Annotated in this window: 19 protein-coding genes; 9 read left to right on the top strand and 10 right to left on the bottom strand. The window is 42.0% G+C overall.

Going from position 1 to position 26,670, the window contains the following annotated elements; translation table 11 throughout:
• Positions 1 to 76 precede the first annotated feature (76 nt).
• From OHT75_RS15180 to OHT75_RS15150, 7 genes are all read left to right on the top strand, one after another.
• Positions 77 to 2,092: an oxidoreductase gene (locus tag OHT75_RS15180; RefSeq protein WP_264728130.1), complete on the top strand. Its 2,016-nt coding sequence runs from the start codon at positions 77 to 79 to the stop codon at positions 2,090 to 2,092.
• Between the two features lie 379 nt (positions 2,093 to 2,471).
• Complete coding sequence (malQ, locus tag OHT75_RS15175) at positions 2,472 to 4,832, top strand: 4-alpha-glucanotransferase (protein WP_264728128.1); 2,361 nt, start codon at positions 2,472 to 2,474, stop codon at positions 4,830 to 4,832.
• A 39-nt stretch (positions 4,833 to 4,871) separates the two neighbouring features.
• Entirely contained in the window at positions 4,872 to 7,130 is a 2,259-nt protein-coding gene (gene glgB, locus OHT75_RS15170; RefSeq protein ID WP_264728126.1) for a 1,4-alpha-glucan branching protein GlgB, read from the top strand.
• Positions 7,131 to 7,183: 53 nt separating this feature from the next.
• Entirely contained in the window at positions 7,184 to 9,352 is a 2,169-nt protein-coding gene (glgX, locus tag OHT75_RS15165; protein ID WP_264728124.1) for a glycogen debranching protein GlgX, read from the top strand.
• Positions 9,339 to 11,885, top strand: coding sequence for a glycogen/starch/alpha-glucan phosphorylase (locus tag OHT75_RS15160; RefSeq protein WP_406682033.1), 2,547 nt, complete (start codon positions 9,339 to 9,341; stop codon positions 11,883 to 11,885). Before glgX ends, OHT75_RS15160 begins: the two co-directional genes overlap by 14 nt.
• Positions 11,886 to 11,951: 66 nt before the next feature.
• Positions 11,952 to 13,217, top strand: coding sequence for a glucose-1-phosphate adenylyltransferase (gene glgC, locus OHT75_RS15155; RefSeq protein ID WP_264728120.1), 1,266 nt, complete (start codon positions 11,952 to 11,954; stop codon positions 13,215 to 13,217).
• Between the two features lie 9 nt (positions 13,218 to 13,226).
• The gene (locus tag OHT75_RS15150) at positions 13,227 to 14,906 is read left to right on the top strand and encodes a glycogen synthase (RefSeq protein ID WP_264728118.1); all 1,680 of its coding nucleotides are present in this window, start codon (positions 13,227 to 13,229) and stop codon (positions 14,904 to 14,906) included.
• Between the two features lie 400 nt (positions 14,907 to 15,306).
• Here the strand turns inward: OHT75_RS15150 and OHT75_RS15145 are convergent, their stop codons facing one another.
• The 10 genes from OHT75_RS15145 to OHT75_RS15100 form a co-directional block, all read right to left on the bottom strand.
• Positions 15,307 to 16,719 carry a TonB-dependent receptor gene (locus OHT75_RS15145; protein WP_264728116.1) on the bottom strand — a complete coding sequence of 471 codons (1,413 nt, stop codon included), beginning with the start codon at positions 16,717 to 16,719 and terminating at the stop codon, positions 15,307 to 15,309.
• A gap of 159 nt (positions 16,720 to 16,878) precedes the next feature.
• Entirely contained in the window at positions 16,879 to 17,481 is a 603-nt protein-coding gene (gene yfbR, locus OHT75_RS15140) for a 5'-deoxynucleotidase (protein ID WP_264728114.1), read from the bottom strand.
• 101 nt (positions 17,482 to 17,582) lie between these two features.
• Entirely contained in the window at positions 17,583 to 18,797 is a 1,215-nt protein-coding gene (locus OHT75_RS15135; RefSeq protein WP_264728112.1) for a pyridoxal phosphate-dependent aminotransferase, read from the bottom strand.
• 237 nt (positions 18,798 to 19,034) lie between these two features.
• A complete protein-coding gene (efp, locus tag OHT75_RS15130; RefSeq protein WP_264728110.1) occupies positions 19,035 to 19,595 on the bottom strand; it encodes an elongation factor P in 561 nt (186 codons plus the stop codon).
• Between the two features lie 51 nt (positions 19,596 to 19,646).
• Positions 19,647 to 20,831: an elongation factor P maturation arginine rhamnosyltransferase EarP gene (gene earP / locus OHT75_RS15125; RefSeq protein WP_406682036.1), complete on the bottom strand. Its 1,185-nt coding sequence runs from the start codon at positions 20,829 to 20,831 to the stop codon at positions 19,647 to 19,649.
• Positions 20,832 to 20,865: 34 nt separating this feature from the next.
• Positions 20,866 to 21,756 (bottom strand): hypothetical protein, encoded by an 891-nt coding sequence (locus OHT75_RS15120; RefSeq protein ID WP_264728106.1) that lies wholly within the window; start codon positions 21,754 to 21,756, stop codon positions 20,866 to 20,868.
• 199 nt (positions 21,757 to 21,955) lie between these two features.
• A complete protein-coding gene (fldA, locus tag OHT75_RS15115) occupies positions 21,956 to 22,483 on the bottom strand; it encodes a flavodoxin FldA (RefSeq protein WP_264728104.1) in 528 nt (175 codons plus the stop codon).
• Positions 22,484 to 22,534: 51 nt separating this feature from the next.
• Positions 22,535 to 22,807 (bottom strand): LexA regulated protein, encoded by a 273-nt coding sequence (gene ybfE, locus OHT75_RS15110; protein ID WP_188839772.1) that lies wholly within the window; start codon positions 22,805 to 22,807, stop codon positions 22,535 to 22,537.
• 8 nt (positions 22,808 to 22,815) lie between these two features.
• The gene (locus OHT75_RS15105) at positions 22,816 to 23,037 is read right to left on the bottom strand and encodes a DUF2788 domain-containing protein (RefSeq protein ID WP_264728101.1); all 222 of its coding nucleotides are present in this window, start codon (positions 23,035 to 23,037) and stop codon (positions 22,816 to 22,818) included.
• A 99-nt stretch (positions 23,038 to 23,136) separates the two neighbouring features.
• A complete protein-coding gene (locus OHT75_RS15100; RefSeq protein WP_264728099.1) occupies positions 23,137 to 23,913 on the bottom strand; it encodes an alpha/beta fold hydrolase in 777 nt (258 codons plus the stop codon).
• A gap of 306 nt (positions 23,914 to 24,219) precedes the next feature.
• Between OHT75_RS15100 and seqA the strand changes: the two genes are divergently transcribed.
• Together seqA and pgm are read left to right on the top strand one after the other, a co-directional pair.
• Positions 24,220 to 24,918 (top strand): replication initiation negative regulator SeqA, encoded by a 699-nt coding sequence (gene seqA, locus OHT75_RS15095; RefSeq protein ID WP_264728097.1) that lies wholly within the window; start codon positions 24,220 to 24,222, stop codon positions 24,916 to 24,918.
• 21 nt (positions 24,919 to 24,939) lie between these two features.
• Positions 24,940 to 26,583, top strand: a complete 1,644-nt coding sequence (gene pgm / locus OHT75_RS15090; RefSeq protein WP_264728095.1) for a phosphoglucomutase (alpha-D-glucose-1,6-bisphosphate-dependent) — start codon at positions 24,940 to 24,942, stop codon at positions 26,581 to 26,583.
• Positions 26,584 to 26,670 lie beyond the last annotated feature (87 nt).

Genomic DNA, 26,670 nt, shown 5'->3' with positions numbered 1-26,670 from the left:
TACTGCTTCAGAGATTGAGCTTTTAGAACGTTAAGGTTATGCTGGTTTCAATCACTTGTTTAAAAAGGATGTTTGAATGTCGTTTCCACACTTACTAGAACCTTTAGATCTAGGCTTCACACAGTTGAAAAACCGTGTGTTAATGGGCTCAATGCACACAGGCTTAGAAGAAGAAAAAGGCGGATTTGAGAAACTGGCAGCGTTTTATAAAGAGCGAGCTGCAGGCGGCGTCGGATTAATTGTTACCGGCGGTATCGCACCGAATATGCGCGGGCGTCTTGCCCCACATGCATGCCAATTAAGTTTTCCGTGGCAGGTCAGTAAACATAAAATCGTTACCGATGCCGTGCATCAAGCTGGCGGTAAAATTTGTATGCAAATTTTGCATGCAGGCCGATACAGTTATCATCCTTTTAGCTTAGCGCCGAGTAAAGTTAAATCTCCCATTACGCCATTTACGCCTTCGGCTATGTCTGCAAGGCAAGTCAATAACACCATTAAAGATTACGCTAGTAGCGCTAACTTAGCACGTAAAGCGGGCTATGACGGTGTGGAAGTGATGGGATCTGAAGGCTACCTGATTAATCAATTTATCAGCTCGCGTACCAATAAACGTACCGATGAGTGGGGCGGCAGTTATCAAAATAGAGTTAAGTTTCCGTTAGCGATTGTAAAAGCCATTCGTGACAAAGTGGGTAAAGACTTCATTATTGTTTTTCGGCTATCGATGTTGGATTTGGTTGATAATGGCTCAACATGGGATGAAGTGGTTGAATTAGCTAAATCACTCGAAGCCGCAGGTGTGAGTATTATCAATACCGGTATTGGTTGGCATGAAGCACGTGTACCGACAATTGCTACCAGCGTGCCACGAGGCGCATTTGCCTGGGTAACCCAAAGGCTGAAAACGGAAGTTAACGTACCTTTAGTGGCAACTAACCGTATTAATACCCCAGAAATTGCTGAGCACATCATTGCCTCTGGCCAAGCTGACATGGTGTCAATGGCGCGGCCATTCTTAGCCGATGCTGAGTTTGTCAATAAAGCTGCTGCTAACCAAAGTGAATTAATTAATACCTGTATTGGCTGTAATCAGGCATGTCTTGATCATACTTTTTCGATGAAGCGGGCGACCTGTTTGGTTAACCCTCGTGCATGTTATGAAACAGAGATCAATTTTGTCCCTACCACCAATAAAAAACGCATTGCAGTAATGGGCGCTGGACCTGCGGGCATGGCGTTTTCAGTTTATGCGGCAACACGTGGACATGAAGTGGTGTTATTTGAAGCCAAAAGTGAAGTTGGCGGGCAATTTAACCTTGCACGTAAAATCCCGGGTAAAGAAGAGTTTAATGAAACCATCCGTTACTTTACCAATCAAATTAAGCTTCACAAGGTTGATTTACGTTTAAACACTAAGTTAGATGCCGCGGTGTTAAAGCAAGAAAAATTTGATGAAGTGGTGATTTCGTCGGGTGTGGTACCCCGTGATCTTAAACTCAGTGGTTTTGATGATCCTCGCGTTGTGAATTACCAACAGGTGTTAAACCGTGAAGTTGAAATCGGTAAAAAGGTTGCCTTGATTGGCGCCGGCGGTATTGGTTTTGATATGGCGCATTATTTATGTGAGAGCGAATCTTCCACGTTGCAGCCAGATAAGTGGTTAAAACAATGGGGCATAGATAAAGAATATCAGCAAGCCGGTGGACTGACTGACGAATCCGAGCATCACCCAAGCCGTGAAATTTATTTGCTGCAACGCAAAACCTCAAAAATGGGCAAAGGTTTAGGTAAAACTACGGGCTGGATCCACCGCTCAGTGTTAAAGCAGCATCAAGTGAAAATGATGACTGGCGTCAGTTATGAAAAATTCGACAATCAAGGGCTACACATCAAAGTGGGTGAAGAAACGCAAGTGCTAGCGGTTGATAATGTGGTGTTATGTGCCGGACAAGAGTCGAACCGTAGCTTAGTTGATGAAATGAAAGCCACAGGGTTACCTGTTCATCTTATTGGCGGCGTTGATGTTGCTGCTGAGTTAGATGCCAAAAGGGCAATTAGACAAGGTGCCGAGCTGGCAATGTCTATTTAAGCTGGTGCGTACACCATTGATGGTGAGTAAAACCCGCTAAACTAACTAGACAAAATTAAGTCTCATAAAAACCGCCTAGCATTGGTATGTTGGGCGGTTTTTATTTTTTGATCTACAAACCCTATCTTCAGATCCTATCCGCAGATTCTAGATTCTAGTTTCGTGCTCTCTTATCGCGCACTTACTGCATTAAAATTGTGCAAGTCAAGCATAACATAATCCTACACAGTGGCAGCCTTAAACAAAGGTAAAACTATAACCTATTGTAATACGGTGTAAATATTGTCTTATAACTGTCATTAATCTGTCTTCTTTCTGTTATTTAATGCTGGCATGGTAACTGCTCTGATCATGGAGAGTGGCTGGCATGGAGACAAATATGGGGTTAGAGAAGTTACTGTATCTACAAGGTGTCGGTGCGGAATATATTGACTGTCATGGTCATCACGTTCAAATAGCACCAAGCGATAGGACGGGTATTCTAGCTTCGATGTTAGCCAAGGCCAACGTAAATAAGGCCAACGTAAATACTGAGCCGTTAAACCTTGTCGATCCCACTTCGTCGTTGGCCTTAACAGATCCGACTATCACTGCATCGACAATATCAGATAAAACATTCTCGCTTGATGTGGCACCTTGGTTATCCTTATTGCCCTCATTTCAATTTTGCTATTTAACTCACCCGGTCATCTTAATTTATTTACCCGAACAGGCGGCAGAAATTGCTTTTAGCCTGACTTTAGAAGAGGGCGCAGTAACCCCATCGGGGCAGACTGAATTTGAGTGGCTATGCCACACCCAAAACTTGGCAATTATTGGCGAATATCATCATAACAATATCCGTTATTGTCGTTATCAAGTTAACTTAATTGATTATATCAGTGAGACATTACCATTAGGTTATCATCAGGTTTTTGCCCAAAATCTTAGTCACAATTCGGCCGTTAGTGAGCTTGAATCCGCCTCGGGCACCCTAATGATTGCGCCTAAGACGTGTTATCAAGGCGTGATGATGGATAATAGTCTAAGCCCTGTAAAACCCACTAATGGCAAGGAAATAGCTGAGCATTCTCAGTTTGGCAACGCCAAACTTTGGGGGATTAGCATTCAACTGTACAGCTTAAAAAGTTCCAATGATCCGCTTGATGGCATAGGTGATTTCAAAGCGTTAAAGCAACTGATTGAGTTCAGTGCGCAGCAGGGAGCCGATTTTGTCATGCTCAATCCTCTGCATGCGTTAGATATTGCCAATGCTGAACACTGCAGTCCATACAGTCCCAGTGACAGACGTCGTCTTAATCCTTTGTATATTAATATTGATGAGTTGTTAGATTCTAATGCAAGTCGCATTGAATATTCTGAATTAGACGTGAATTTAAATCACATAAAACTTATCAATTATAAAAGGGTTTTTGAGTATAAATATAAAGTATTTGTAAAGTCATATGAATTATTTTGCTTAGAACAGCAGGCAAATTCGACTGAACGGTATAAAGTATTTAACGCCTTTAAAGCCCAACAGGGCCATGCACTAAGTACTTTTTGCCAAGATCAAATGAAGCATGCGCCTGAATGGCTATCTATGCCTGCCGATTTTTATGCCTATTTACAATTTGTTGCGGTTGAACAACTGACAGATTGCCAACAATATTGCTTGTCCTTAGGAATGAAAATTGGCCTGATTGGTGACTTAGCTATTGGTGCAATCTTGCAGGGTAATGAAGTACAAAGTCAGATTGAACAATTTTGTATCCACGCCAGTATCGGCGCCCCAGCAGACAGGTTTTCGCCATCTGGTCAAAACTGGGGGTTAACACCGCTTGACCCTATTAAGCTTAAACAACATAACTACTGTCACTTCATTGATTTAATGCGCAGTAACATGCAGTTTTATGGCGCGCTCAGAATCGATCATGTTATGGGCTTACTGCGTTTATGGTGGTGGCCACTGAGTAAAACCCTCGGCAATGGGGCATATGTTTATTATCCCTTAGACACCTTACTGGCAATCGTCTGCTTAGAAAGCCAACGCGCTAAATGCATGGTTATTGGTGAAGATTTGGGCATTGTGCCGCCTGAAATCAGCGCTGCGATGCAACAAAGTCAACTGTTATCAAACCAATTATTTTACTTCAGTCAACACCATGATGGTTTTATTGCGCCGCAGCAGCACAAGTTACATAGCTTGATGATGTTAGCCAACCATGATGTTGCGCCACTAAAAGGCTGGTGGCAGGGCGAAGATTTACACATCAGAGATCGCCTTGCTTTGTACCCTCAGCCACAACAATACCAAGATGAGCTTCGGCTGCGTGAAAAAGAGCGCTATCAATTACTGCAATGGATTGACAGCGGATTAACAACATTGCTGAAAACGGATTTAACTATCCCATCAGAGCTGAATGAATTGGCCGGCCAAATAGCCACACTGTTTGCTAGCAACACGGATAACGCCTTAAGTATGTTGAAGTTGGACGATTTATCTTTTGATCTACTACTTGATGCCTGGCTTATGGTGGCGGCAACCAGTCAATCGGGTCTGTTTTGTGTACAACTTAGCGATTTGTTGGCTGACAAACACTGTATCAACATTCCGGGGACTTGGAAGTCATTTCCCAATTGGCAGCGCCGTTTAAGCAAAAGCATCGATCATGTAAAGCAAGATAAACAAGTGAGTCAGCGTTGCCAGTTAATTGCAGCTGCGCGGCACCAAGCGGCTTGTTTGAAAAAAGATTGTTAACCCGTTCTACATTTAAACATTCATTTTACGGAAGCCAATATGATGACCACGAATGCCCCTTATATTAACGCTGCAATAGCCGATGCGATCAGTCATGGACAATATATTGATGTTTTTTCTGTACTTGGCATGCATCAACAATCGGATACAAATGCCTTAGTGGTGAGTTGTTTTTTGCCACAAGCCATCAATGTTGATGTGATTGACTTAAAGACCAATCGTAAGGTTGCCAGCTTAGAAAACCTCCACTCTAATGGTTTTTTCTCAGCAATCATCCCCAGACGTAAAAAGCCGTTTATTTATGTTCTGCGAGTGACTTATCCGTTAAGTGTGGAAGATATTATTGACCCTTATCAGTTTGGTTCATTATTGAATGATGAGGATGTGTATCTATTCAATGAAGGCAATCAGCTGAGTGCTTATCGATTTCAAGGGGCTAATTGGACACATCATCAGGGGATTGAAGGCGTCCATTTTTGTGTCTGGGCCCCTAACGCAAAGCAGGTTTCGCTAGTGGGTGACATGAACCATTGGGACGCACGTCGCCATAAGCTTCGCCGTCATCCCGCCAGTGGTTTATGGGATATTTTCATTCCAGATATTGCGCCTTTAATGCACTATAAATTCAGTATTGAATTGGCAAATGGTCATCGAATTGAAAAATCAGATCCCTATGCCAGTATGATGCAAGCTGCGCCAGGAAATGCATCCGTTATTGCTGAAAAAGAGACGCATCAATGGCAAGATGAATGCTGGCTAACCCAGCGTGCAATTAAACATAATAAGCTTGGCAGTCAAAGCCACCAGCAACCTATGTCTATCTATGAAGTGCAGCTGGCATCATGGAGACGCAAGGGCGAGTTAGGGCAAGATTACTATGATTATCAACAACTCATTGATGAGCTAATTCCCTATGCATTAGAAATGGGTTTTACCCATCTGCAGTTAATGCCGATAAGTGAATACCCGTTTGATGGCTCGTGGGGATATCAGCCTGTAGGCTTATATGCTCCTACCTATCGCTTTGGCCAACCCAATGGACTAAAAGCATTCATTGATGAGTGTCATCAACAAGGTTTGGCAGTCCTTTTGGATTGGGTGCCAGCACATTTTCCCAAAGATCCCCATGGTTTAGCCCATTTTGATGGTACCTGTTTGTATGAACATGCCGATCCCCGTTTAGGCGAACATCCTGATTGGGATACGTTAATTTTTAATTATGGCCGCGCTGAAGTGCAAAGCTTCCTGCTCAGTAATGCCTATTACTGGTTAAGCGAGTTTCACTTTGATGGTTTAAGACTAGATGCTGTTTCATCCATGCTGTATTTAGATTATTCCCGCACCGATGACCAATGGCTGCCAAACGAATTGGGTGGTCGTGAAAACCTTGCCGCCATTGCCTTTCTGAAACGTTTAAACCGCGCCATGTACGCTGCATTTCCGGGGATCGATATGATTGCCGAAGAATCTACAGCCTGGGGAGGTGTGACGCAAAGCACTGAACATCATGGTTTAGGTTTTGGTTATAAATGGAATATGGGCTGGATGAATGACACATTAAGTTATCTGCGTCGCGATCCATTATATCGTCGCTATCATCATAATGAACTGACCTTCGGACTCGTTTACGCTTTTACTGAGCAATTCATTTTGTCGCTTAGTCATGATGAAGTGGTGCATGGCAAAGGGGCGTTAATTGCTAAAATTCCTGGTGATGATTGGCAGAAATTTGCCACTTTACGTGCTTATTTTGGATTTATGTGGGCGCATCCAGGCAAAAAACTGCTCTTTATGGGCAGTGAGTTCGCTCAGCGTAACGAGTGGAACCATAATCAAAGCTTAGATTGGCACTTGCTTGAATATTTACCCCATCAAGGGATGCAAGATTGGGTGCGGGATTTAAATCACTTCTATCAGGCAACGCCAGCGTTGTTTGCTTTAGACCATCAACACTCGGGTTTTAGTTGGTTAGATTGCCATAACGATGCCAATAGCGTGTTGGTGTTTGCTCGGTTTGCACCTAACGATCTTCAACATGTGGTGATTGTGGTGAATATGACACCAGAGGTTCATCACGGATTTCGTATCGGACTACCGCAAGATGTTATCTATGAAGAGTCGTTAAACAGCGATAATGCCTGTTATCACGGCACGAATGTCATAAATGACAATCCCATCACTCCTCAAGCACAGCCCTGGCAAGGTCAACCTTATAGCGCATTGATTACTGTGCCGCCATTGGCTTGCATATTCTTAACTCCAACGGTGATTGACGCAACTGACGAGTTGCCAAACTAACCAATGATGAATTGGATTGAGGCTGTGTGAATGAGATTAAAGGGAGGATGGCAATGAATAGACAACCCAATGGTTCACAACCCCCAATGGCTATGAATTCTTTTCAGTTAGCGGCAGGCGAGCCTTATCCCCTTGGCGCTACCATCACAACCGATGGCGTCAACTTCTCTGTGTTTTCTGCCAATGCTACCAAGGTGGTGTTATGTGTATTTGATCAAAATACCCATACCGAAGTTGCCCAATACATACTGACCCACAAAACCCATCATATTTGGCATGGTGAGTTAGTTGGCGCGCAGGCGGGGTTAATTTATGGCTATCGGGTATTTGGTCCTTATCAGCCGGAATTAGGCCATCGATTTAATCACCATAAATTGGCTATGGATCCCTATGCCAAGCAGTTGGTGGGCGAGCTGAAATACGATAAAGCCATTTACGCCTATGATGTTGATGATGCCAATGCCGATTTGTCCTTTTGTGTCAAAGACAATGCACCCTATGTACCTAAATCTGTGGTGGTTGATACTAAAGCGCTTACTGACATAAAGATTGCCCCTATAAAACGCGCGCTCAACCACAGCATTGTATATGAAACCCATGTGAAAGGTTTTACCCAATTACACCCTAAATTGTGTCAGCAAAGTCGCGGTAAATTTGTTGGATTGGCCAGTCCTGTGGTGATTGATTATCTCAGTCAACTTGGCGTAACAGCCATAGAGCTATTACCTGTTCATGCTTTTGTCGATGAACCTTTTTTGATAGAGAAAAATCTTAAAAACTACTGGGGCTACAACACGGTGGGCTTTTTTGCACCCCATCCGCATTATCTCAGCGCTGATGATATTAGTGAATTTCGTCAAATGGTATCCAGTCTGCATCAGGCGGGTATCGAAGTGATTTTAGATGTGGTTTATAACCATACCGCAGAAGGTAATCATCTTGGTCCCAGTTATCACTTCAGAAGTATAGATAACGCTAGCTATTACCGTTTGATGCCTAATGAAGCACGTTATTACATCAATGATACGGGGTGCGGTAACACCCTTAATATTAATCATCCACAAGTACTGATGCTGGTAATGGACTCGTTACGTTACTGGGTTGAAGTGATGGGCGTAGACGGATTTCGATTTGACCTTGCCAGTTGTCTAGGCCGAGAAAACTATGGTTTTGATCCCTGTAGCGGTTTTTTCGATGCCCTGATGCAAGACCCCGTGCTATGTCAGGTTAAATTGATCGCTGAACCTTGGGATATTGGCCCCGGTGGATATCAGTTAGGCAATTACCCCGTGGTGTTTAGTGAGTGGAATGACCGATACCGCGATACCATGCGCCGATTTTGGCGCGGTGACGATGCCATGTTATCTGAGTTTGCCAAACGATTTCATGGTTCTAGTGACGTATTTGAACATAATGGCCGCGGGCCCTCAGCCAGTATCAACTTTATCACCAGTCATGACGGTTACTCCTTACATGATTTAGTGACATATCAAGCTAAACATAATGAAGCAAATGGCGAAGATAATCGCGATGGTCATCAAGAGAATTTCAGTTGTCATTATGGCGTTGAAGGTGAAACCAATTGTGCGGCAATAAATACCCTTCGCTTAAGGCAAAAGCGCAACTTTTTGGCGACATTATTATTGTCGCAGGGCGTACCGATGTTATTGGCCGGAGATGAAGCAGGCCACAGCCAGCAGGGCAACAATAATGCTTATTGCCAGGATAGGCCAGAAAACTGGTTTAACTGGCAAAAAATCGATTGGGAGCTGGTTGGTTTTACGCGGCAATTGATCAAACTGCGCAAACAATTTCCGTTGTTATGTCATCAGCAATTTATGCATCAACCTGAAGCATTATTTGATAACGGCATCGCTTGGTTCAATAAGTTGGGGGAGCCGATGACCAAAATGTTGTGGGGCGAGTATCACTGCAAAACATTAAGTGTGATTGTCACTGGCAACTTACTTCAAAGCGAGATTGGCGCGGTGCCAGAAAATACTCAGGCCTTATTATTGCTTTTTAATGCCGATGATATTCAGCACACATTCCATCTGCCTCAGTTAACGCACTTCCCATCGTGGCTGTGTCTTTTACACACACAACAAAATACCGATGGACAATCGATCACCATTCAACCTGATGGCCAATACAGCCTACTACCGCGCAGCTTGATGATATTTCATAGCAATTTTCAAGGAGATGAACATGACGGCCACTAAAAGTACTCGTGCAAAGAAGCCAGCAAAGGGAGCATCGAAAGCAAGCGAACAGTTGCATAGTGCATCGCAGCCGTGCGAGCCATGCGACACATTATCTGCTGGTGTTGCCCGTCAAATACGCTATGGATTGTGCCATAACGAGCAGGCAGATTCGGCAATATTTGACGCAGTAGCATTTGGGGTGAAAGAGCAAATGCTCGACCAATGGCGAGGTACGCGTCTGAAAGATAATCAATATCAACAAAAGCAAGTGGCCTATTTATCGTTAGAGTTTTTAATGGGCCGTACATTAGGCAATGCGTTATTAAATTTAGATTTAACTCAAGACACCAAAACCTTGCTAACTGACTATGCCGTTGATTTAGAAACCGTCGAAGAATGTGAACATGATGCAGGTTTAGGTAATGGCGGCTTAGGGCGTTTAGCCGCGTGTTTTCTTGATAGTTGTGCCAGTTTAGATTTAGCAGTAACGGGTTATGGTATTCGTTATCAATACGGCATGTTTGCCCAGAAAATTGTCAATGGCTACCAAGTGGAAAAGCCCGATCGTTGGCTTCGCCAAGGTAACCCTTGGGAAGTGAGAATGCCGCATCGTATTGTCTCAGTACCGTTTTTTGGTCATTGCACCAGCTATCAAGACAAAGCGGGGCACATTCAACACGTTTGGCAGGATTGTCAGTATGTATTAGCCGTACCCTATGATATGCCGGTTCCGGGATACCGTAATGGACGCATCAATACCTTGCGGTTATGGAAAGCAGAGGCCAATGATGACTTTGATTTGGCTGAATTTAATGAGGGTGATTATGCCGAAGCGGTTGCAGATAAAAACCTTGCTGAACAAATTACCATGGTGCTGTATCCCAATGATGCCAGTGAAAATGGTAAAGAATTACGTTTACGCCAACAATACTTTTTAAGCTCTGCAAGCTTACAGGATTTACTTGCCCGCTATGTGGCCATTTATGGTGATGATTTCAGTCAATTTAGCGCTAAAAACGCTATTCAGCTGAATGATACCCATCCCAGCATTGCAGTACCTGAATTAATGCGATTGCTAATGGATATTTATGGGTTAGGTTGGGACAACGCGTGGAAAATCACCACTGAGTGTATGGCTTACACTAACCATACGCTATTACCCGAAGCGCTTGAACGTTGGCCAGTGTCGTTAATGCAGCATATGTTGCCACGAATAATGCAGATCATTTATGAGATCAATGCGCGATTTTTGGAGCAAGTCGCCCATAAATGGCCTGGAGATATTAACAAGTTAGCCGCAATGTCGATTATTGAAGAAGGACCACAGCAACAGGTGAGAATGGCCTATCTGGCTATTGTGGGGAGTTTTTCGGTTAATGGGGTTGCTGGCCTGCATACGCAGTTACTCAAAGCTGGCTTGTTTAATGATTTTTACCAACTATGGCCGCATAAGTTTAATAACCGTACCAATGGCGTCACCCCAAGGCGCTGGTTAGTCAATTGTAATTCGCGCTTAACCGAGCTTATAAGCCGCCATTTAGGTCAAGAGTGGATCCATGATCTATCCCACCTAACCGCACTGAATGCTTTCACGGCAGATAAAGCCTTTGTAAAAAAATGGGCAGAAGTGAAGCAAGCGAATAAGCAAGTGTTAGCGGACTTTGTGTTCGAACAAAGTGGCGTACGTTTTGACCCAAGCATGATGTTTGATGTGCAAGTTAAACGCATTCACGAGTACAAGCGCCAACTGTTAAATGTGATGCACGTCATTCATTTGTATCGACGTATTCTCAACGGTGATACCGCCAATATGGCACCACGTTGTGTATTAATTGGCGGTAAAGCTGCACCAGGTTATGCCATGGCCAAGCAAATCATCAAATTGATCAACAATGTGGCGCACATGGTCAATAACGATCCCTTAGTTACGCCTTATCTTAGATTAGCATTTTTGCCAAATTACAACGTCAGTGCGATGGAAAAAATCTGCCCAGGTACCGATTTGTCTGAACAAATTTCAACCGCGGGAAAAGAAGCCTCTGGTACTGGCAATATGAAATTTATGATGAACGGCGCACTTACTATCGGCACCTTAGATGGTGCGAACGTTGAAATGATCGAAGAAGTGGGTAAAGAGCATTTCTTTTTATTTGGCCTAACCACCACAGAAGTTCAGCAATTGAAAGCCTCTTACAACCCACAAACCTATATCGATAAATCGCCAGCGTTGAAAGGGGTATTGGATATGTTGCGCGGGGGGCATTTTAACCTCGTTGAGCCAGGCATTTTCGACAACATCATCAATGCGATTTGTGATCCACACGACCAATGGATGCTCGCCGCTGATTTTGATGATTATTGTCGTGCTCAAGAAGCGGTGTCAGCACTGTATGCCAAGCCAACCCAGTGGCAAAAGACCAGTATACGCAACACTGCGGCAAGTGGTCGATTTTCAAGTGATAAAACGATTGAAGGATATCAACAACATATCTGGTTTAAGGCGTCATTCAATTCAGTAACGACAACCCAAGCTGATGATGACCAAGCGTGATGTGGACATTGCATAACACAGGGACGTAAACACCCAATTTAACTATGATTTACACGGAGTGAGTATATGAATAAAAGTGTTCGTTATATTAGTAATTTAACGCGTGATACTTATGCAATCATTTTAGCTGGTGGACGAGGATCACGTTTGCATGAATTAACCGATTGGCGTGCAAAACCTGCGCTGTATTTTGGCGGTAAATTCAGAATTATCGATTTTCCTTTGTCAAATTGCATTAACTCAGGGATTCGGCGAGTGGGGGTGGTGACGCAATATAAATCACACTCATTGATCCGTCATGTGAGCCGAGGTTGGGGACATTTTAAAAAAGAATTAGGTGAATCGGTTGAGATATTACCCGCATCACAGCAAACCTCAGGAAACTGGTATGAAGGCACTGCCGATGCCGTGTTTCAAAACATTGATATTATTCGCCATGAAATTCCTAAGTATGTGATGATTTTATCGGGCGACCATGTTTACCGTATGGATTATGCTGGCCTATTGGCTGAACATTCAGAGTCGCAAGCGGATATGACCGTGTGTTGCCTAGAAGTGCCTTTAGAAGAAGCTGCAGGTGCTTTTGGTGTCATGGAGGTTGATGAGAACAATCGCATTATTGGATTTGAAGAAAAACCGCTGCATCCTAAACCTATTCCGGGCAAACCGGATAAATGCTTAGCCTCGATGGGTAACTATGTTTTTAACACGAAGTTTTTATTCGACCAATTGAAAAAAGATGCCGTGAGTGAAGGTTCTGAACGCGATTTTGGTAAAGACATTATTCCCAAAATCATTAAAGAACATAATGTATTTGCGTTTCCATTTGTCAGTGCTATTGAAGATGAACCCGCATATTGGCGAGATGTGGGGACGTTAGATTCATTTTTTCAGGCCAACATGGAGTTATTGTCACCCACGCCAGCATTAAATCTCTACGATGCTAAATGGCCAATCTGGACCTATCAGGAACAATTACCGCCGGCGAAGTTTGTATTTGATGATGAAGACCGTCGCGGTATGGCGGTTGATTCTATCGTATCGGGGGGCTGCATTATTTCAGGCGCAAAAGTTAAACGTAGCGTGTTATTTGATGAAGTGCGTATTTGCTCCTATTCATTGGTTAAAGACTCAGTGCTCTTGCCTGATGTTGTGGTACTGAAAAACTGCAAAATCAAAAATGCGATACTCGATCGCGGTTGCATTATTCCCGAGGGCATGGAGATTGGTTATAACCATGAGCATGATAAAGCACGAGGTTTTAGGGTGTCCGAAAAAGGCATTACCTTAGTGACTCGTAAAATGCTTGGACTAGCAGTTGGCTACGAATAAGGATTGTTAATGAAAAAAGTGTTACTTGTTGCTGCAGAAAATGATGCGTTAATTAATGCCAAAGTCGGAGGGATGGGCGATGTTATTCGCGATCTGCCTGAAGCATTAAATACCTGTGCGGTTTCAGCCGATGTGGCGATGCCTGAATATGGATTTTTAAAAGATTATTACGCTGCAACACACACAGCCGAAGTCGTCGTCCCCTATGGAAATAGGACTGAGTCTGTGATGATTTATAAGATGTTGCGGCCTAAAACCAAATATACTGTGATAGATAGCCAGATAGCTTTTGCAGAAAGTGACAATGACCCGCAACAGCAGCAAAATTGGGTGTACCTGTTCGCGCATCCATTGTTTAACCAACATGATGGCAGTATTTACACCCAGAGCAGTGCAGACAGACCTTTTGCTGATGATGCTAATAAATTTGCTTTATTTAGTTTAGCGGTCGCACAAGCGTTGTTAGAAGGCAAACTGGGTGATTATCAAGTGATGCATTTGCACGACTGGCATACTGCAATGATTGCCATGTTAAGAGCAACTGTAGCCGAGTTTGCAGCACTGAAGGCCATAAAGTGTGTGTTTACGATCCACAATCTTGCCTTACAAGGGATCAGACCTTTTTCGGGTGAGCAATCGTCATTTTGCCATTGGTTTGCACGATGGTTTTCGGTTGATATGCTGCATCAACATCAATGGTTTTCAAATGCGATATTAGATCCTCGCTATAACAGCTGCGTAAATCCGATGCGGATGGGCATAGTGTTTAGTGATCTGGTTCATGTGGTGTCACCGACCTATGCCAAAGAGATATTACGCGCATCCGAGCCACAAATCGGTTTTATTGGGGGTGAGGGCTTAGAGCAGGATTTACAGACAAAAGCACAGCAGAATCAACTTGTCGGTATTATCAATGGTTGTAATTACCCTGAGGTAGATACATTTAACGGCCAATCAATTCAGATTAAGCAAAGATTATCTCTGCTCAACATCGCGCAGAATGCTGTAATCAAATGGCAGGCGCATAAAACCACAGTAAGCGCGGCGGATTTTGTCGCCAGTCAAAGGTTGCAGCAATACATTGCTAAATTGTCATCATCACGAAAGACGGCCAATGCGGGTTTATTGATCACATCAGTTGGGCGCTTAACGTCACAAAAAGTGATGTTGTTTTTGCAAAAGTTAAGCAATGGCAAACCTGCGTTAGTACAAATCTTGGTCGATTTAGCTAATCACGATCCACAAGCTGTAATGATTATTCTTGGCAGTGGTGATGAGCATTTATCTTCGCAAATAAAAACCATTGCAGCACAGCATACTAATTGCCTTTTCTTAAATGGCTATGATGAAGCTTTGTCTGAGGACTTGTATCAGCAAGGAGATTTGTTTTTGATGCCAAGCAGCTTCGAGCCCTGCGGCATAAGCCAAATGTTGGCAATGAAGCATGGACAACCCTGTTTGGTTCATGCTGTTGGAGGGTTAAAGGATACTGTCAAGCATCAACAAAATGGGTGGGTATTTGAGGGGGTAGATGCACCGCAACAAGCTACACATTTTGTTGAACAATTTCGCCTTTGTCTTGCATACGATAATGAAACGTTGGCAAGTGTTAAGCTTGCCGCATCCAAAGCGCGTTTTGATTGGGCTAGGGTAGCGCAAAGTTACAATGAGCAGCTTTACTGTGATTGAGATCAGTTTCACTGTGAGCAGAATTAATCATATATCAAAGAGCCACCTTCTGAAGAAGGTGGCTTTGATATCACGCTCTAAAAGGGCGCTTTCCTACCGTGCGTTAAAAGACGCCGTAAATATATCCCTAAAGGCTCTACTAAATCATCCCTGATTTAGAAGCTTGTACCGCACCATTAGCAATTATCACTTGAGTTAATCAGCTAGGTTCAAATGGACTTATAAGCCGTTAAACATTGCCTTATACCGTTGAAGATACTTCAGGCAGAGCCTAAGTGATGTGGTTTAGGACTGAAAACCAAAAGGCCATTTACTTAGGGTAAATGGCCTTTTACATTGTTAACTGTATCGGTTTTGTAGCTTATATTCTAGGTGCTGAAACACACTGAAAGACTTATCTTTATCCACGGTAGCCAAATAATTTGTGCTTAATAATTTCTTCAACCACTGTATCGGGTAATGCTTGCTGCCATTCGTCTGATCCGCGCGCAAGTTGCTTAAGAATTTCGCGAGAATAAATACTGAACAGCTCAATATTACTGGTTTCAATGCCTTTAATGAACCCGTTTTCTACCAGATGACGGTACAAGTAACGTAAATTTGAAGGCACAGTCACATTCGACAAGTCGTTTAATACGCCTTTATCATCCAGTTCAGGGTACACAAATAAGCGGGTATTATCGGGGAATAATTTACCAAAACCTTCTAAAATTCCGCCTTCAAGACCACGATAAAACTCAACATCAAAAATTTGTTTAATGTTAATCATACCCACAACAATACCAATTTGATGATTGGTGAATTGACGGAAATAGGCACGTAATGAGAAGTAACGAGTGTAATCTGATACGAGTACGTTATAACCCAGCAGGTTGAGTAAGCGAACGCGTTCTAGAATGTCTTTTTCTGACATATTCGCGTCATGGCCTTGCAAGTCATTTAAGGATATTTCGGCGATTAAAATGGTGTTATCAATCTCAACCCCTTCTAATTCAGAAAACGCCTTTTGACCTTGCTCAATCATGTCAACATTCAACTTGGTGACAGGTTTAAAGGAGCCGCGAATGGTCAGCACGTTCTTTTTGTACAGCATTTCTGCCGGAACACCTACACTGCCATCGGGTTTAAACATCACCGCGCGGGTTTTCCAACTGCGAATTAAATGGATGTTTTTAGCTTTATTATCTATATCTTCAAAATAGGGGCCTTGAAATTCAATCGAGTCAATCTCAATACGATTTGCTTTCATGTTATCGGTGAGCGAATCAATTAATTTTTTAGGATCTTCAAAATAATAATAGCTGCCATAAATTAAATTCACACCAAGAATGCCCAGTGCCTGCTGCTGGTCTTCAGCATTGTCATCAAACATGCGAACATGAACCACAATATTTGATGGCTCAGCACCGGGGTACATTTGTACTCTTACGCCACACCAAGCATGACACTCATTATCACGATTAAAGCTTTTAGCGGCAACGGTAGCGGCATAACTAAAGTAGCGTGATGAGCGAGACCGCACATCTGCCACACGTTCAACCACTAGGTCGTATTCTTGCTCCATCATGGCAAGTACGCGGCCTTTACTGACATAACGACCGTTTTGTTGCACACCATAAATCGCATCGGAAAACTTCATGTCATATGCGGACATGGTCTTTGCAATTGTACCCGCGGCGGCACCCGCGACGAAAAAATTACGCGCCACTTCTTGGCCTGCACCAATCTCTACAATTGTGCCGTATTTTTTGTCATCCAAATTAAGTCTAAGGGCTTTTTCTTTGGTACTGCGAGAGCTCACTTGCTTGTCCATATTACTTCCGATCTGAATAATAAATTTGCTGGCTAATCATAGTGTAATTAACAAGTTTTTTAAATGCCTTGAATACGTGTTCATTAAATTAAACCCTGATGACAACCATAGCTGCCCGAATTGACGCTATCGAATAAATAAACCCACAATGATTGTTGATTAATACTGCACTTCACTTATTTTATCTAAAGTTGTTGTGCAGCTATCGAGAAATATTTCGATGAAGCATTTTACTTCCGGCATGCTGGCTTCAAGTTCAGCCAGTTTTCGATCAAGATTTTGTTTTACATGCTCAAATTCATTGTTGTGAAATCTGAGTTCATTGTTGGTTTTTACATAGGCTTGTAGAATATCAGCTGCTTTAACAATGGCTTTATATTCGGGGTCGACTTCAGCTTGTACAATTAATGGCTCCATTGCAGCACGTAAGTCTTCGGGAAGAGTTGCAAGGCACTCTTTTTCGGCTAAATCTTCAAGTTGCTTAAAGGCTTTGGTGAATTCTGGATTATGGTATTTAGTATTTGAATTGATGTCCTGTAATTTAGTCTCAGACACCTCATGGTAAAGCGCTAATGTTGCGGCTTTTTCAGGGTTTAAGGTGCCCCCAAAACGGGTGTTTTTAATCACCACCAACAAATGGGCAATAACCGCAACTTGGTGGCAATGTTCAGAAACATTCTCCTCTTGAAAACAGTGCATTAACGCCCATCTTTTTAACAAGGGTAATCGGGTTATCCAAGCCATAAAGGTACTTTGTTTCATGTTTTTCCTTATCTGTTTTGGTACTGAGTCATTTATCATACCTTAGAAAGCAAAATGGGCTGAATCAATCAGCCCATTTTGGTTTTATTTATCACTGCAATTTATTGGCGATAATCTTCTAAGAAATTACCAAATTCATGCAATGCTTTAGTTAAGTCTTCCTTATGCGGTAAGAAAACAACCCTTAAGTGATCAGGTTCAGGCCAATTAAATGCGCTTCCTTGAACTAACAAAATCTTTTTTTGTTTAAGTAATTCAAAGACCAAGCGTTCATCGTCACGTAAATTAAACTTTTTCATGTCGAGTTTTGGGAACGCGTACAGGGCACCTTTGGGTTTTTTGCAACTCACGCCCGGAATAGCGTTCAATATGTCATAGCAAGCATCGCGTTGCACGGTTAGTCTGCCGTTTGGCAAGATCAGCTCGTTAATCGATTGATATCCACCCAGTGCCGTTTGGATAGCATGTTGATTGGGTACGTTTGAACACAATCGCATAGAAGCAAGCATTTCTAAGCCTTCAATATAGCTTTTTGCCGCTTTTAAGTTGCCCGTAAGCATCATCCAACCGACTCTAAAACCTGCCGCTCGATAGGCCTTAGAAAGTCCGTTAAAGGTCACGGTTAAAATGTCATCCGACAGACGTGCAGCTGGCACATGTTGGGCTTCGTCATACAAAATCTTATCGTAAATTTCATCAGAAAATAAAATCAAATCATGTTGACGGCAAAGCTCTATCACCTGTTGGATTAATTCTTCTGAATACACAGCGCCTGTTGGGTTATTCGGATTAATTAATACAATGCCACGGGTACGAGGACTGATTTTACTTTTGATGTCTTCAATGTCCGGAAACCAATCAGCTTCTTCATCGCAGCGGTAATGCACGGCTTTGCCGCCCGCTAAATTTGCCGCAGCAGTCCACAGTGGATAATCAGGTGAGGGGATTAACATCTCATCGTCAGGATTAAGTAAACCCTGCATGGCCATTACGATCAGCTCAGAAGCCCCATTACCAATATAGATATCTTCAATATCGACACCGAAAATTCCTTGTGATTGATAATGCTGCACAATCGCTTTACGAGCAGAGAATAACCCCTTAGATTCACAATAACCTTGGGCACTGGGAAGGTTTAAAATCACATCACGAACGATTTCTTCCGGGGCTTCAAATCCAAATGGTGCAGGGTTACCGATATTTAGCTTTAAAATGCGATGGCCTTCGTCTTCTAAGCGACGTGCTTCTTTATGAACTGGTCCACGAATGTCGTAACACACAGTATCTAATTTATTGGATTTGATGATTGGACGCATACCGCTCTCGTTAAAATACAACTAAGTGGGCGAACCATAACGAATTTATTGGCTTTGTGGAAGTGTTTGATAATGATTTTTTAGCGCTTTTTTAGATGATCGCGCTGATTTTATAAAGATAAATAGTGTATAAATCTTATTTAATGGGGTTTAAAGTGATAGATTTAGTGTTTTATGCTGTAAAGAAACAAAAAAGCCAGCGATTAAGCTGGCTTTTGGCTTATTTACAAAATGTGATTAAACACGCTTTTTAAATTCACCAGTACGAGTATCGATTTCAATCTTGTCGCCAACTTTAACGAAATCAGCAACAGTCACAGTACCGCCACCAGTAATAGTTGCTGGCTTCATGACTTTACCTGAAGTATCGCCACGAGCAGAAGGCTCAGTGTAGATAACTTCACGAACGATATGGACAGGAAGTTCTACTGAAATCGCTTTGCCATTATAGAAAGTCACTTGGCATTGATCATCCATACCATCTACGATGTAAGCCGCTGCATCACCTAAGTTGTCAGCTTCAACGTCGTATTGGTTGTATTCTTCATCCATAAATACATACATAGGATCTGCGAAGTAAGAATAAGTACAGTCAAGACGTTCTAAAATGATATCGTCTAACTTGTCTTCACCTTTGAATGTTTGTTCAGTACCTGAATCAAGCAATAAGTTTTTTAGTTTTAACTTAACGATTGCAGCGTTACGGCCAGAACGAGTTGTTTCAGTTTTTTGCACAACCCATGGGCTGCCATCTAACATGATCACGTTACCAGGACGGATTTCATGAGCAGTTTTCATTACACTATTTCCTATAATTTATCGACGTCGATTTCTAATTCGAGCAGTATCTTAGCGACTTTTTACGAATTGAACTAGTCGCGAAGCAAGATCTGCACTATTTAATGCTGTCATCGGCCATTTTTTAGCATGTTGCTGTAATGACAAATGATTAAATTCGAGTTTTTGCCAATGATTGACAGTGTCAATTTGATTACCTTGGTTGAACGACAGGTTCAATTCACACCATGGCTTAGCTAAATCAGGCGCTAGATTATCGCAGTAAATTTGCATAAAAGCTTCTAATTTTATTAGGTGATAATCATCTTCTTGCGGATAAATGTGCCAAATAAAGGGTTTTGCAGCCCATTGAGCTCGCAAAAAAGAATCTTCACCGCGTACAATGTTAACATCGCAACTCCACAATAATCGATCGTAACCTTGTTGATCTGTCATCGGGAGTATGTGCAGTGTGACATTGTCGAGGGGAATTGACTGACCCGCGACAAGTTCATTTAAAGAGCAGGGCAAAATTGAAGTTAAGCTATGTAAACTTCTGCCTTTAGGAATAAGCACATGCACAGGGGACTTCTCTGTCTGCCACCATTGAATTAACGCTAGCAATGATGGCGTTTCATAACTGAATACTGAAATCACCCGATGTTCTACTTCAATGCCCCTTAAGCCTAACTGAGCAAATAAAGCCATCTTGTTGGCTTTATCACTTTGCCAGCTATCTCGTAAATCAAATAGGTTTTGCTCGCATATTAATCCACCCGTTTTGTCTGTGAAGCCAGGTAGATAGAAATATTTCTGTAATCCACAACTTTGAAATGAGGGTAAGCCATGACATCCTTCAACCCAGTCTTCTGCCGATAAGTATTCTAAATTGAGCCACACGGGTAATTCTTTAGGGAAAATTTGTTTTAAATTAATTAATTTTTCAATTATTGATGAAGGTATTTCACAGGCAAATGCTTCTATTAAACAAACTCCTGGAGTGTATTTTTCAATTGATGAATCATTCCAGTGAATAATATTAACATCAAAGAAAGTTTGATAAGTGCTACCAGGGTCAAGGGCGGGTAAAATGTGGCCAAAACTATTAAGATCGTCTACCCATAAATTAACCGTGATGGCATATTCTGCTGCTAATTGTTTTGCTAAACGCCAGGTCACACCGATGTCACCATAGTTGTCAACAACAACGCAAAAAATGTCCCAATGCTTATGATTAGCAATGGTTGATGCTTTTATATCCACAGAGAGAAGTCCATATTCATTCGAAAATTTAAGGTTTATGCTTGAGTTTATTCACTCTTTTATCAACGCTTTCTTTTAGTCGAGTGGCAATTTTTTGGGGTTCAAAATTAAGATTATTGACTCTGAAAATCAATTTGTGTTTATAAATAATGAACAAGCGTTTTTTGGTTAAATTCAGTCCTGGTAATTTGTATGCATCTCTAAAATAATAAGAAAGATTACGTTTTGCTTTAATACGTTGATAAAAATCGTGTTTGTCTATTTCGCCTTCTATAAAAGCCAAGACAACATCGGTCAACATCCCCATATGCAGTAACGCGCGTGGCGTTCTATGGCCAATACCTTGAATGGTGAGTCGCTGAATGGGATGAGTAAACCTTGCAACATGAAGTTTATCAGGTATCCACAGCGGATCATAAATGACGGTGAGTGGCGTTTGACAATGAGCGCCATCAAGCGATGCCATAGGATTATGTATGCTGGGTTGTGCCTTCATGACGACAGGGTCCCATGATGCGATAGCTTTATCATAAGTAGTTTGAGGCATCATGAGTAAAGCTTTAGAGAGTTTTAATCTATCTGCATGTAACGTTAATGCAAAGCCGCCTAAACTTGCGCCATAACCAATTCGTTGGGGAAAAAGGGCTAAATCATCGACGATTGACGCTAAAAATGAAATAAATTCGGCTGAATCAAAATAATTACCACTGCCAATATGATTGAATGCGATGATGTTCATTTTGCGTTTAGCAAAAAAGTCAAATGACCACACCGTAGGATCAGAATCAATTAACGCTAACGGTATTGACTGACAAACGGGCGGGAAGGTGACCATTATCGGCTGACATTTATCAAAAATGTGGTATTGAACAATCACATTATCGATTTTAAATTTGACGCTTTTTCCAAGTTCGAACAATGCATGATCCTGTAGCTAACAAAATATTATGTTAGATATTGAATTGATAGTATTTAAAGCAGTTGTATCAGTAGTGTGAAGATCCACTTGACGGTGGATCTTGATGGTATTAACTAAAACACCTGTGATTTCGCTGTGGATAGAAAATTAAAAAAGCGGCTAATCATAGCCGCTTGTTCGAAGAGCAATAAGGTGAGAATTAACCTTCGAGTTCAGCTAAGCACATTTCTTCGTAAATTTGCTTAACCCAAGCATCAACACGTTCTTCGGTAAGTTCAGGCTGACGGTCTTCATCAATACCTAAACCGACAAAGTGGTCTGCGTCAACAAGGCCTTTTGAAGCTTCAAAATCGTAACTTTCGGTAGGCCAGTGGCCAATAATAATACCGCCACGCGCTTCAACTATGTCACGCACCATTCCCATCGCATCAAGGAAGTATTCAGCGTAATCTTCTTGATCACCACAACCAAAAATGGCGACTAACTTGTCGTTAAAGTCGATTTGTTCAAGTTCTGGGAAGAAGTCATCCCAATCACATTGTGCTTCACCGTAATACCAAGTTGGAATGCCGAATAATAATAAATCATATTCTGCGATTTGTTCTTTAGTGCTTTTGGCGATGTCTTTAACATCAACCATGTGTTTGCCCAGTTTCTTCTGGATCATCTTGGCGACAGCTTCGGTGTTACCAGTGTCGCTACCGAAAAATAGACCTACAGTTGCCATGGGGTATCCTTTCAATATCAATTTCGCTTTGTGCGATGTTCGAAAAATGAATCAGTTGTCGACTTGCTGTTGCAGAATATGCTCGATTAACTGGCTACGACTGATGTTACTGGCCAAAGCCTGTTGATTCAAGGCGTCGTATAAATCTTGTGACACCTTTAACTCTATTCGCTTTAAACCGTTAGCGCGATCACGCTGAATTTGGTTACGTTTATTGATCTTTAATTGTTGTTCACGAGTCAGTGGATTACTTCTTGGTCTGCCACGTCGTTTTTCACTGTCAAAAAGGTCAATGGTGGTTCTATCTGCTGTTTCTTTTGCCATATCTCTTATTAACCAATACCTGAACCTTCCCAGGTCATTTGAATAATGCCTTTTGCCACAAAACCAGCACATCCTAAAAATAAAACACCCCAGACGATCAATCGCCCGAATTTGGGTACATTACCTTGTTTCAGTACATCTCGAATGGCCATACCAATAAAAAAGAAAATTGCTGCAAAAAAGAAATCCAAACTGAGGCTTTCTATTTGTTCCATATATTGATTCAGCATACTTCACCTTTTAAAGACTTCTGCTACGGCAAAAAAGAGGCGCGAATATATCACATCATACTCGCAACGGCTATCTGTCATAGTGTAAATGCTTGAAAATTAATCGTCAGCTTTGCGCAAAAAATCGCCGACAATTCGATTAAATATTTCAGGTTTTTGGGCGTGTAACCAATGACCTGTGCCGTTAAGTGTTTTCGCTGTGACCTTCGGAAATTGCTGCATTATAGCTGCACGATGATCAGCGGTAACATAGTTTGACTCGCCACCACGAATAAACAAGCAAGGTTTGTTGTATTGTAGTGCACGGTTATCGTTGGTTAACTGCCAGCCGATGATACGATCGTAGCAATTAATTAGCCCAGATAAATTCATTTTCCATTCAAAACCTGTCTCAGTACGTTGTAGGTTTTTCAGTAGAAATTGAGCCGTAGCTTCGTCAATGCCTGCATTAATAAGATGACTTAACGCTGATTTGCGGCTTGTATTTTGATTGAGAGGTAAAGAGGTTAGCCCTGCAAATACCAGTTGATGGCGAGGTTGATAGCTTACAGGAGCAATATCTGCCACGACTAGGCTAGAGATGCGCTCAGGATATAACAATGCTGCAGCCATGGCGATTTTACCGCCCATTGAATGGCCAACAAGTTTAACGCAATCAAATCCAAGCTTGTCGATTAACTCTATTACGGCCTTCGCTAAACTGGGATAGTCCATGGTTTGCCAATGTTCACTTAACCCATGATTAGGCACATCGACACGAATGACTTGAAAATCTGTTTCAAGGGACATGCCTAATGACTTTAAATTATCTAAGTTACCAAACAAACCGTGGATTAATATAACCGGTTCGCCATTGCCTGACGTGACGTAATGCATTTACTTGCCTAACTATCTGACTCTGATGGCGGCGAATTTTGCGTGATGACGGGGATCAAATCAAGTTTTGTTGCCGATTTAATCTGCAGCAGGGTAACGATTTTTAAATAAAATTGTCAGTTAATGTTGATTATCTAGCAATTAATCAATTTGGGGCTTTATTCTTGCGAGGCGCTTAGCTTAAACTGGCACAATAAACGATCGCAATCGATCTAAAACAATAAATTGAATAAGTAAGATATGGTCAATACGCGGGTGATAATCGCGATTGGGTTCATATCTTCGACAGACAAAAGGATGATTGAAATGAAATACATTGAAATTGATGAAGAACTTTACCGTTTTATTGCAAGTAAAACTGAAAGAATTGGTGAAAGTGCTTCAGAGATTTTACGTCGTTTGTTAGGTCTTCCCGTTGAAAATGTTGCCGATCATACACCTGAGTCCATTAGCCAGCCGGGGTTAGATGCCCTTGACGCAAATGCAAGAGATGCGCTTTTTAATAAAGCAAAATCCATTGTTGAGCAATTAGTCAACCATCGCGCTCAAGTGAAAGCTGAATCGTCACCTCAGGTAAATGTAGCGATTAAGCATCCTACCCCCCAAGAAGCAACGCCGACACCAGCTGTTGTTGATGACACTAAAGCGGTTTCAGGCTTATCGACTACCATGGACTTTAAAACGGTGGTTAATGAACACTTAATTAGCCAGCAAAAGGGGGCTGTTGGTCGTTTTATGTTTTTACTTGATGCCCTAGCAAAACAAGCGGGCAGTCATTTTGAACAGGTATTACAAATTCAAGGAAAGGGGCGTTTGTATTTTGCCACTTCAAAACAAGCATTATTAGATGCAAGCCAATCTGCTAACCCTAAAGAAATTGGACAAAGCGGATATTGGGTCACCACCAATAATAACACCGCGAAAAAACAAACCATTTTATCTGAAGTACTTATTCATCTTGGGTGTGATGCCCAACAAGCGACGACTATTGCAAAATACATTTAATTGATTTTAAGGAGACGCGGCGTGGCAATTCATGAGCGAGCAGGGACGTTAGCATTAGCAGAAGATTTAGTGAATATTCCTAAGTTAATGAGTTACTACTACCGAATGATCCCAAATGTTGAAAATGTTCAACAAAAAGTGACCTTTGGCACTTCAGGACATCGTGGTAGTGCTTTAACCTCAAGTTTTAATCAGAATCATATTTGGGCGATTGCTCAAGCTGTGGTTGATTATCGTCAAGCGGCTAACATTACTGGGCCTATGATTGTAGGCTATGACACACATGCCTTATCCTATGCGGCATTTATGTCTGTTGTTGAAGTGCTAACGGCGAATCAAGTTAAAGTGCTGATCCAAGCCAATGATGGTTTTACACCGACACCTGTTGTGTCACAGGCCATCATTAGTGCCAACAAAAGCAAATCCATTGATTTAACAGATGGTTTAATTATTACTCCTTCACATAATCCTCCTCAAGATGGGGGGATTAAGTACAATCCACCACATGGTGGACCTGCTGAAGGTGAAATTACCAAGCAAATTGAAAATAAAGCCAATGCCTATTTAGCGCAACAATTAAGTGGTGTTAAAAAAATCAACTATGGCGTTGCGCTGGCTTCAGGTTGGGTACAAGAAACAGACTTTATCGCCCCTTACGTTGAGTCTTTGGCTGAGGTGATTGATTTTGACGCTATCAAAAAAGCCAATCTTCGTTTGGGGGTCGATCCTTTAGGGGGATCGGGTATTTATTATTGGCAACATATCGCTCAACGCTATGGCTTAGATATTACGCTAGTTAACGAGAAGGTCGATCCTACTTTTAGTTTCATGACATTAGACAAAGACGGCAAAATTCGCATGGATTGTTCATCGCCTTTTGCCATGGCGGGTTTGTTACAACACAGCGACAATTTTGATTTATGTGTGGGTAACGATCCCGACTATGACCGTCATGGTATAGTTTGTCCTGGATTTGGCTTGATGAATCCTAATCACTATTTAGCTGTAGCGATAGATTATTTAATTCGCCACCGTCCACAATGGGACAAAAATTTAGCCATCGGTAAAACACTGGTATCGAGCGCCATGATCGACCGAGTGTGTGCAAGTTTGGACAGAGCCTGCTTAGAAGTCCCTGTTGGCTTTAAATGGTTTGTTGATGGTTTAGCAAACAGCACTATTGCGTTTGGTGGTGAAGAAAGTGCCGGTGCGGCATTTTTGAAGCGCGATGGCAGTACATGGTGTACTGACAAAGATGGTTTTATATTAGCGCTACTCGCCCTTGAAATTACAGCTGTCACAGGTAAAACACCCGCACAAAGCTATCAAGAGTTAACGGCTGAATTTGGTGAAAGCTTTTATAACCGAATCGATAGTCCAATTAGCTTAAAGAAAAAAGCTAAATTTGAGCAACTAAATAGCCAAAGTTTTACCGAGACATCACTTGCAGGTGAGACCATTACAGCAATTTTGTCACACGCGCCGGGCAACAAGGCTGCAATTGGGGGGATTAAAGTGACCACTGAAAATGGCTGGTTTGCTGCTCGCCCGTCGGGAACTGAAGCACTGTTTAAAATCTATGCCGAAAGTTTTATTAGCCAACAACATTTAGACGACATTATTGTGCAAGCACAGCAAATGATTGATAGCGCGTTAAAACGTTAATTTAATCTGTAATATGACTCAAACAAACGCACTCATTTTGAGTGCGTTTTTGTTTGTAGCAAGTATGGATTAACCGCTGCGATATTC

Source organism: Shewanella subflava (assembly GCF_025971955.1).
Taxonomy (GTDB): Bacteria; Pseudomonadota; Gammaproteobacteria; order Enterobacterales; family Shewanellaceae; genus Shewanella; species Shewanella subflava.
Note: the sequence above shows the minus strand (reverse complement) of the source record. Positions and strands in the feature narration are given on the sequence as shown.

Bases quoted from the DNA above. Each gene is read 5' to 3' on its own strand.
- ybfE (WP_188839772.1), bottom strand. From the start codon at position 22,807: ATGGCAAAAGAAACAGCAGATAGAACCACCATTGACCTTTTTGACAGT.
- seqA (WP_264728097.1), top strand. From the start codon at position 24,220: ATGAAATACATTGAAATTGATGAAGAACTTTACCGTTTTATTGCAAGT.
- glgX (WP_264728124.1), top strand. From the start codon at position 7,184: ATGAATAGACAACCCAATGGTTCACAACCCCCAATGGCTATGAATTCT.
- glgC (WP_264728120.1), top strand. From the start codon at position 11,952: ATGAATAAAAGTGTTCGTTATATTAGTAATTTAACGCGTGATACTTAT.
- OHT75_RS15135 (WP_264728112.1), bottom strand. From the start codon at position 18,797: ATGCGTCCAATCATCAAATCCAATAAATTAGATACTGTGTGTTACGAC.
- yfbR (WP_264728114.1), bottom strand. From the start codon at position 17,481: ATGAAACAAAGTACCTTTATGGCTTGGATAACCCGATTACCCTTGTTA.
- OHT75_RS15105 (WP_264728101.1), bottom strand. From the start codon at position 23,037: ATGCTGAATCAATATATGGAACAAATAGAAAGCCTCAGTTTGGATTTC.
- efp (WP_264728110.1), bottom strand. From the start codon at position 19,595: ATGAAAACTGCTCATGAAATCCGTCCTGGTAACGTGATCATGTTAGAT.
- malQ (WP_264728128.1), top strand. From the start codon at position 2,472: ATGGGGTTAGAGAAGTTACTGTATCTACAAGGTGTCGGTGCGGAATAT.
- OHT75_RS15145 (WP_264728116.1), bottom strand. From the start codon at position 16,719: ATGGACAAGCAAGTGAGCTCTCGCAGTACCAAAGAAAAAGCCCTTAGA.
- OHT75_RS15150 (WP_264728118.1), top strand. From the start codon at position 13,227: ATGAAAAAAGTGTTACTTGTTGCTGCAGAAAATGATGCGTTAATTAAT.
- OHT75_RS15160 (WP_406682033.1), top strand. From the start codon at position 9,339: ATGACGGCCACTAAAAGTACTCGTGCAAAGAAGCCAGCAAAGGGAGCA.
- glgB (WP_264728126.1), top strand. From the start codon at position 4,872: ATGATGACCACGAATGCCCCTTATATTAACGCTGCAATAGCCGATGCG.
- OHT75_RS15100 (WP_264728099.1), bottom strand. From the start codon at position 23,913: ATGCATTACGTCACGTCAGGCAATGGCGAACCGGTTATATTAATCCAC.
- OHT75_RS15180 (WP_264728130.1), top strand. From the start codon at position 77: ATGTCGTTTCCACACTTACTAGAACCTTTAGATCTAGGCTTCACACAG.
- fldA (WP_264728104.1), bottom strand. From the start codon at position 22,483: ATGGCAACTGTAGGTCTATTTTTCGGTAGCGACACTGGTAACACCGAA.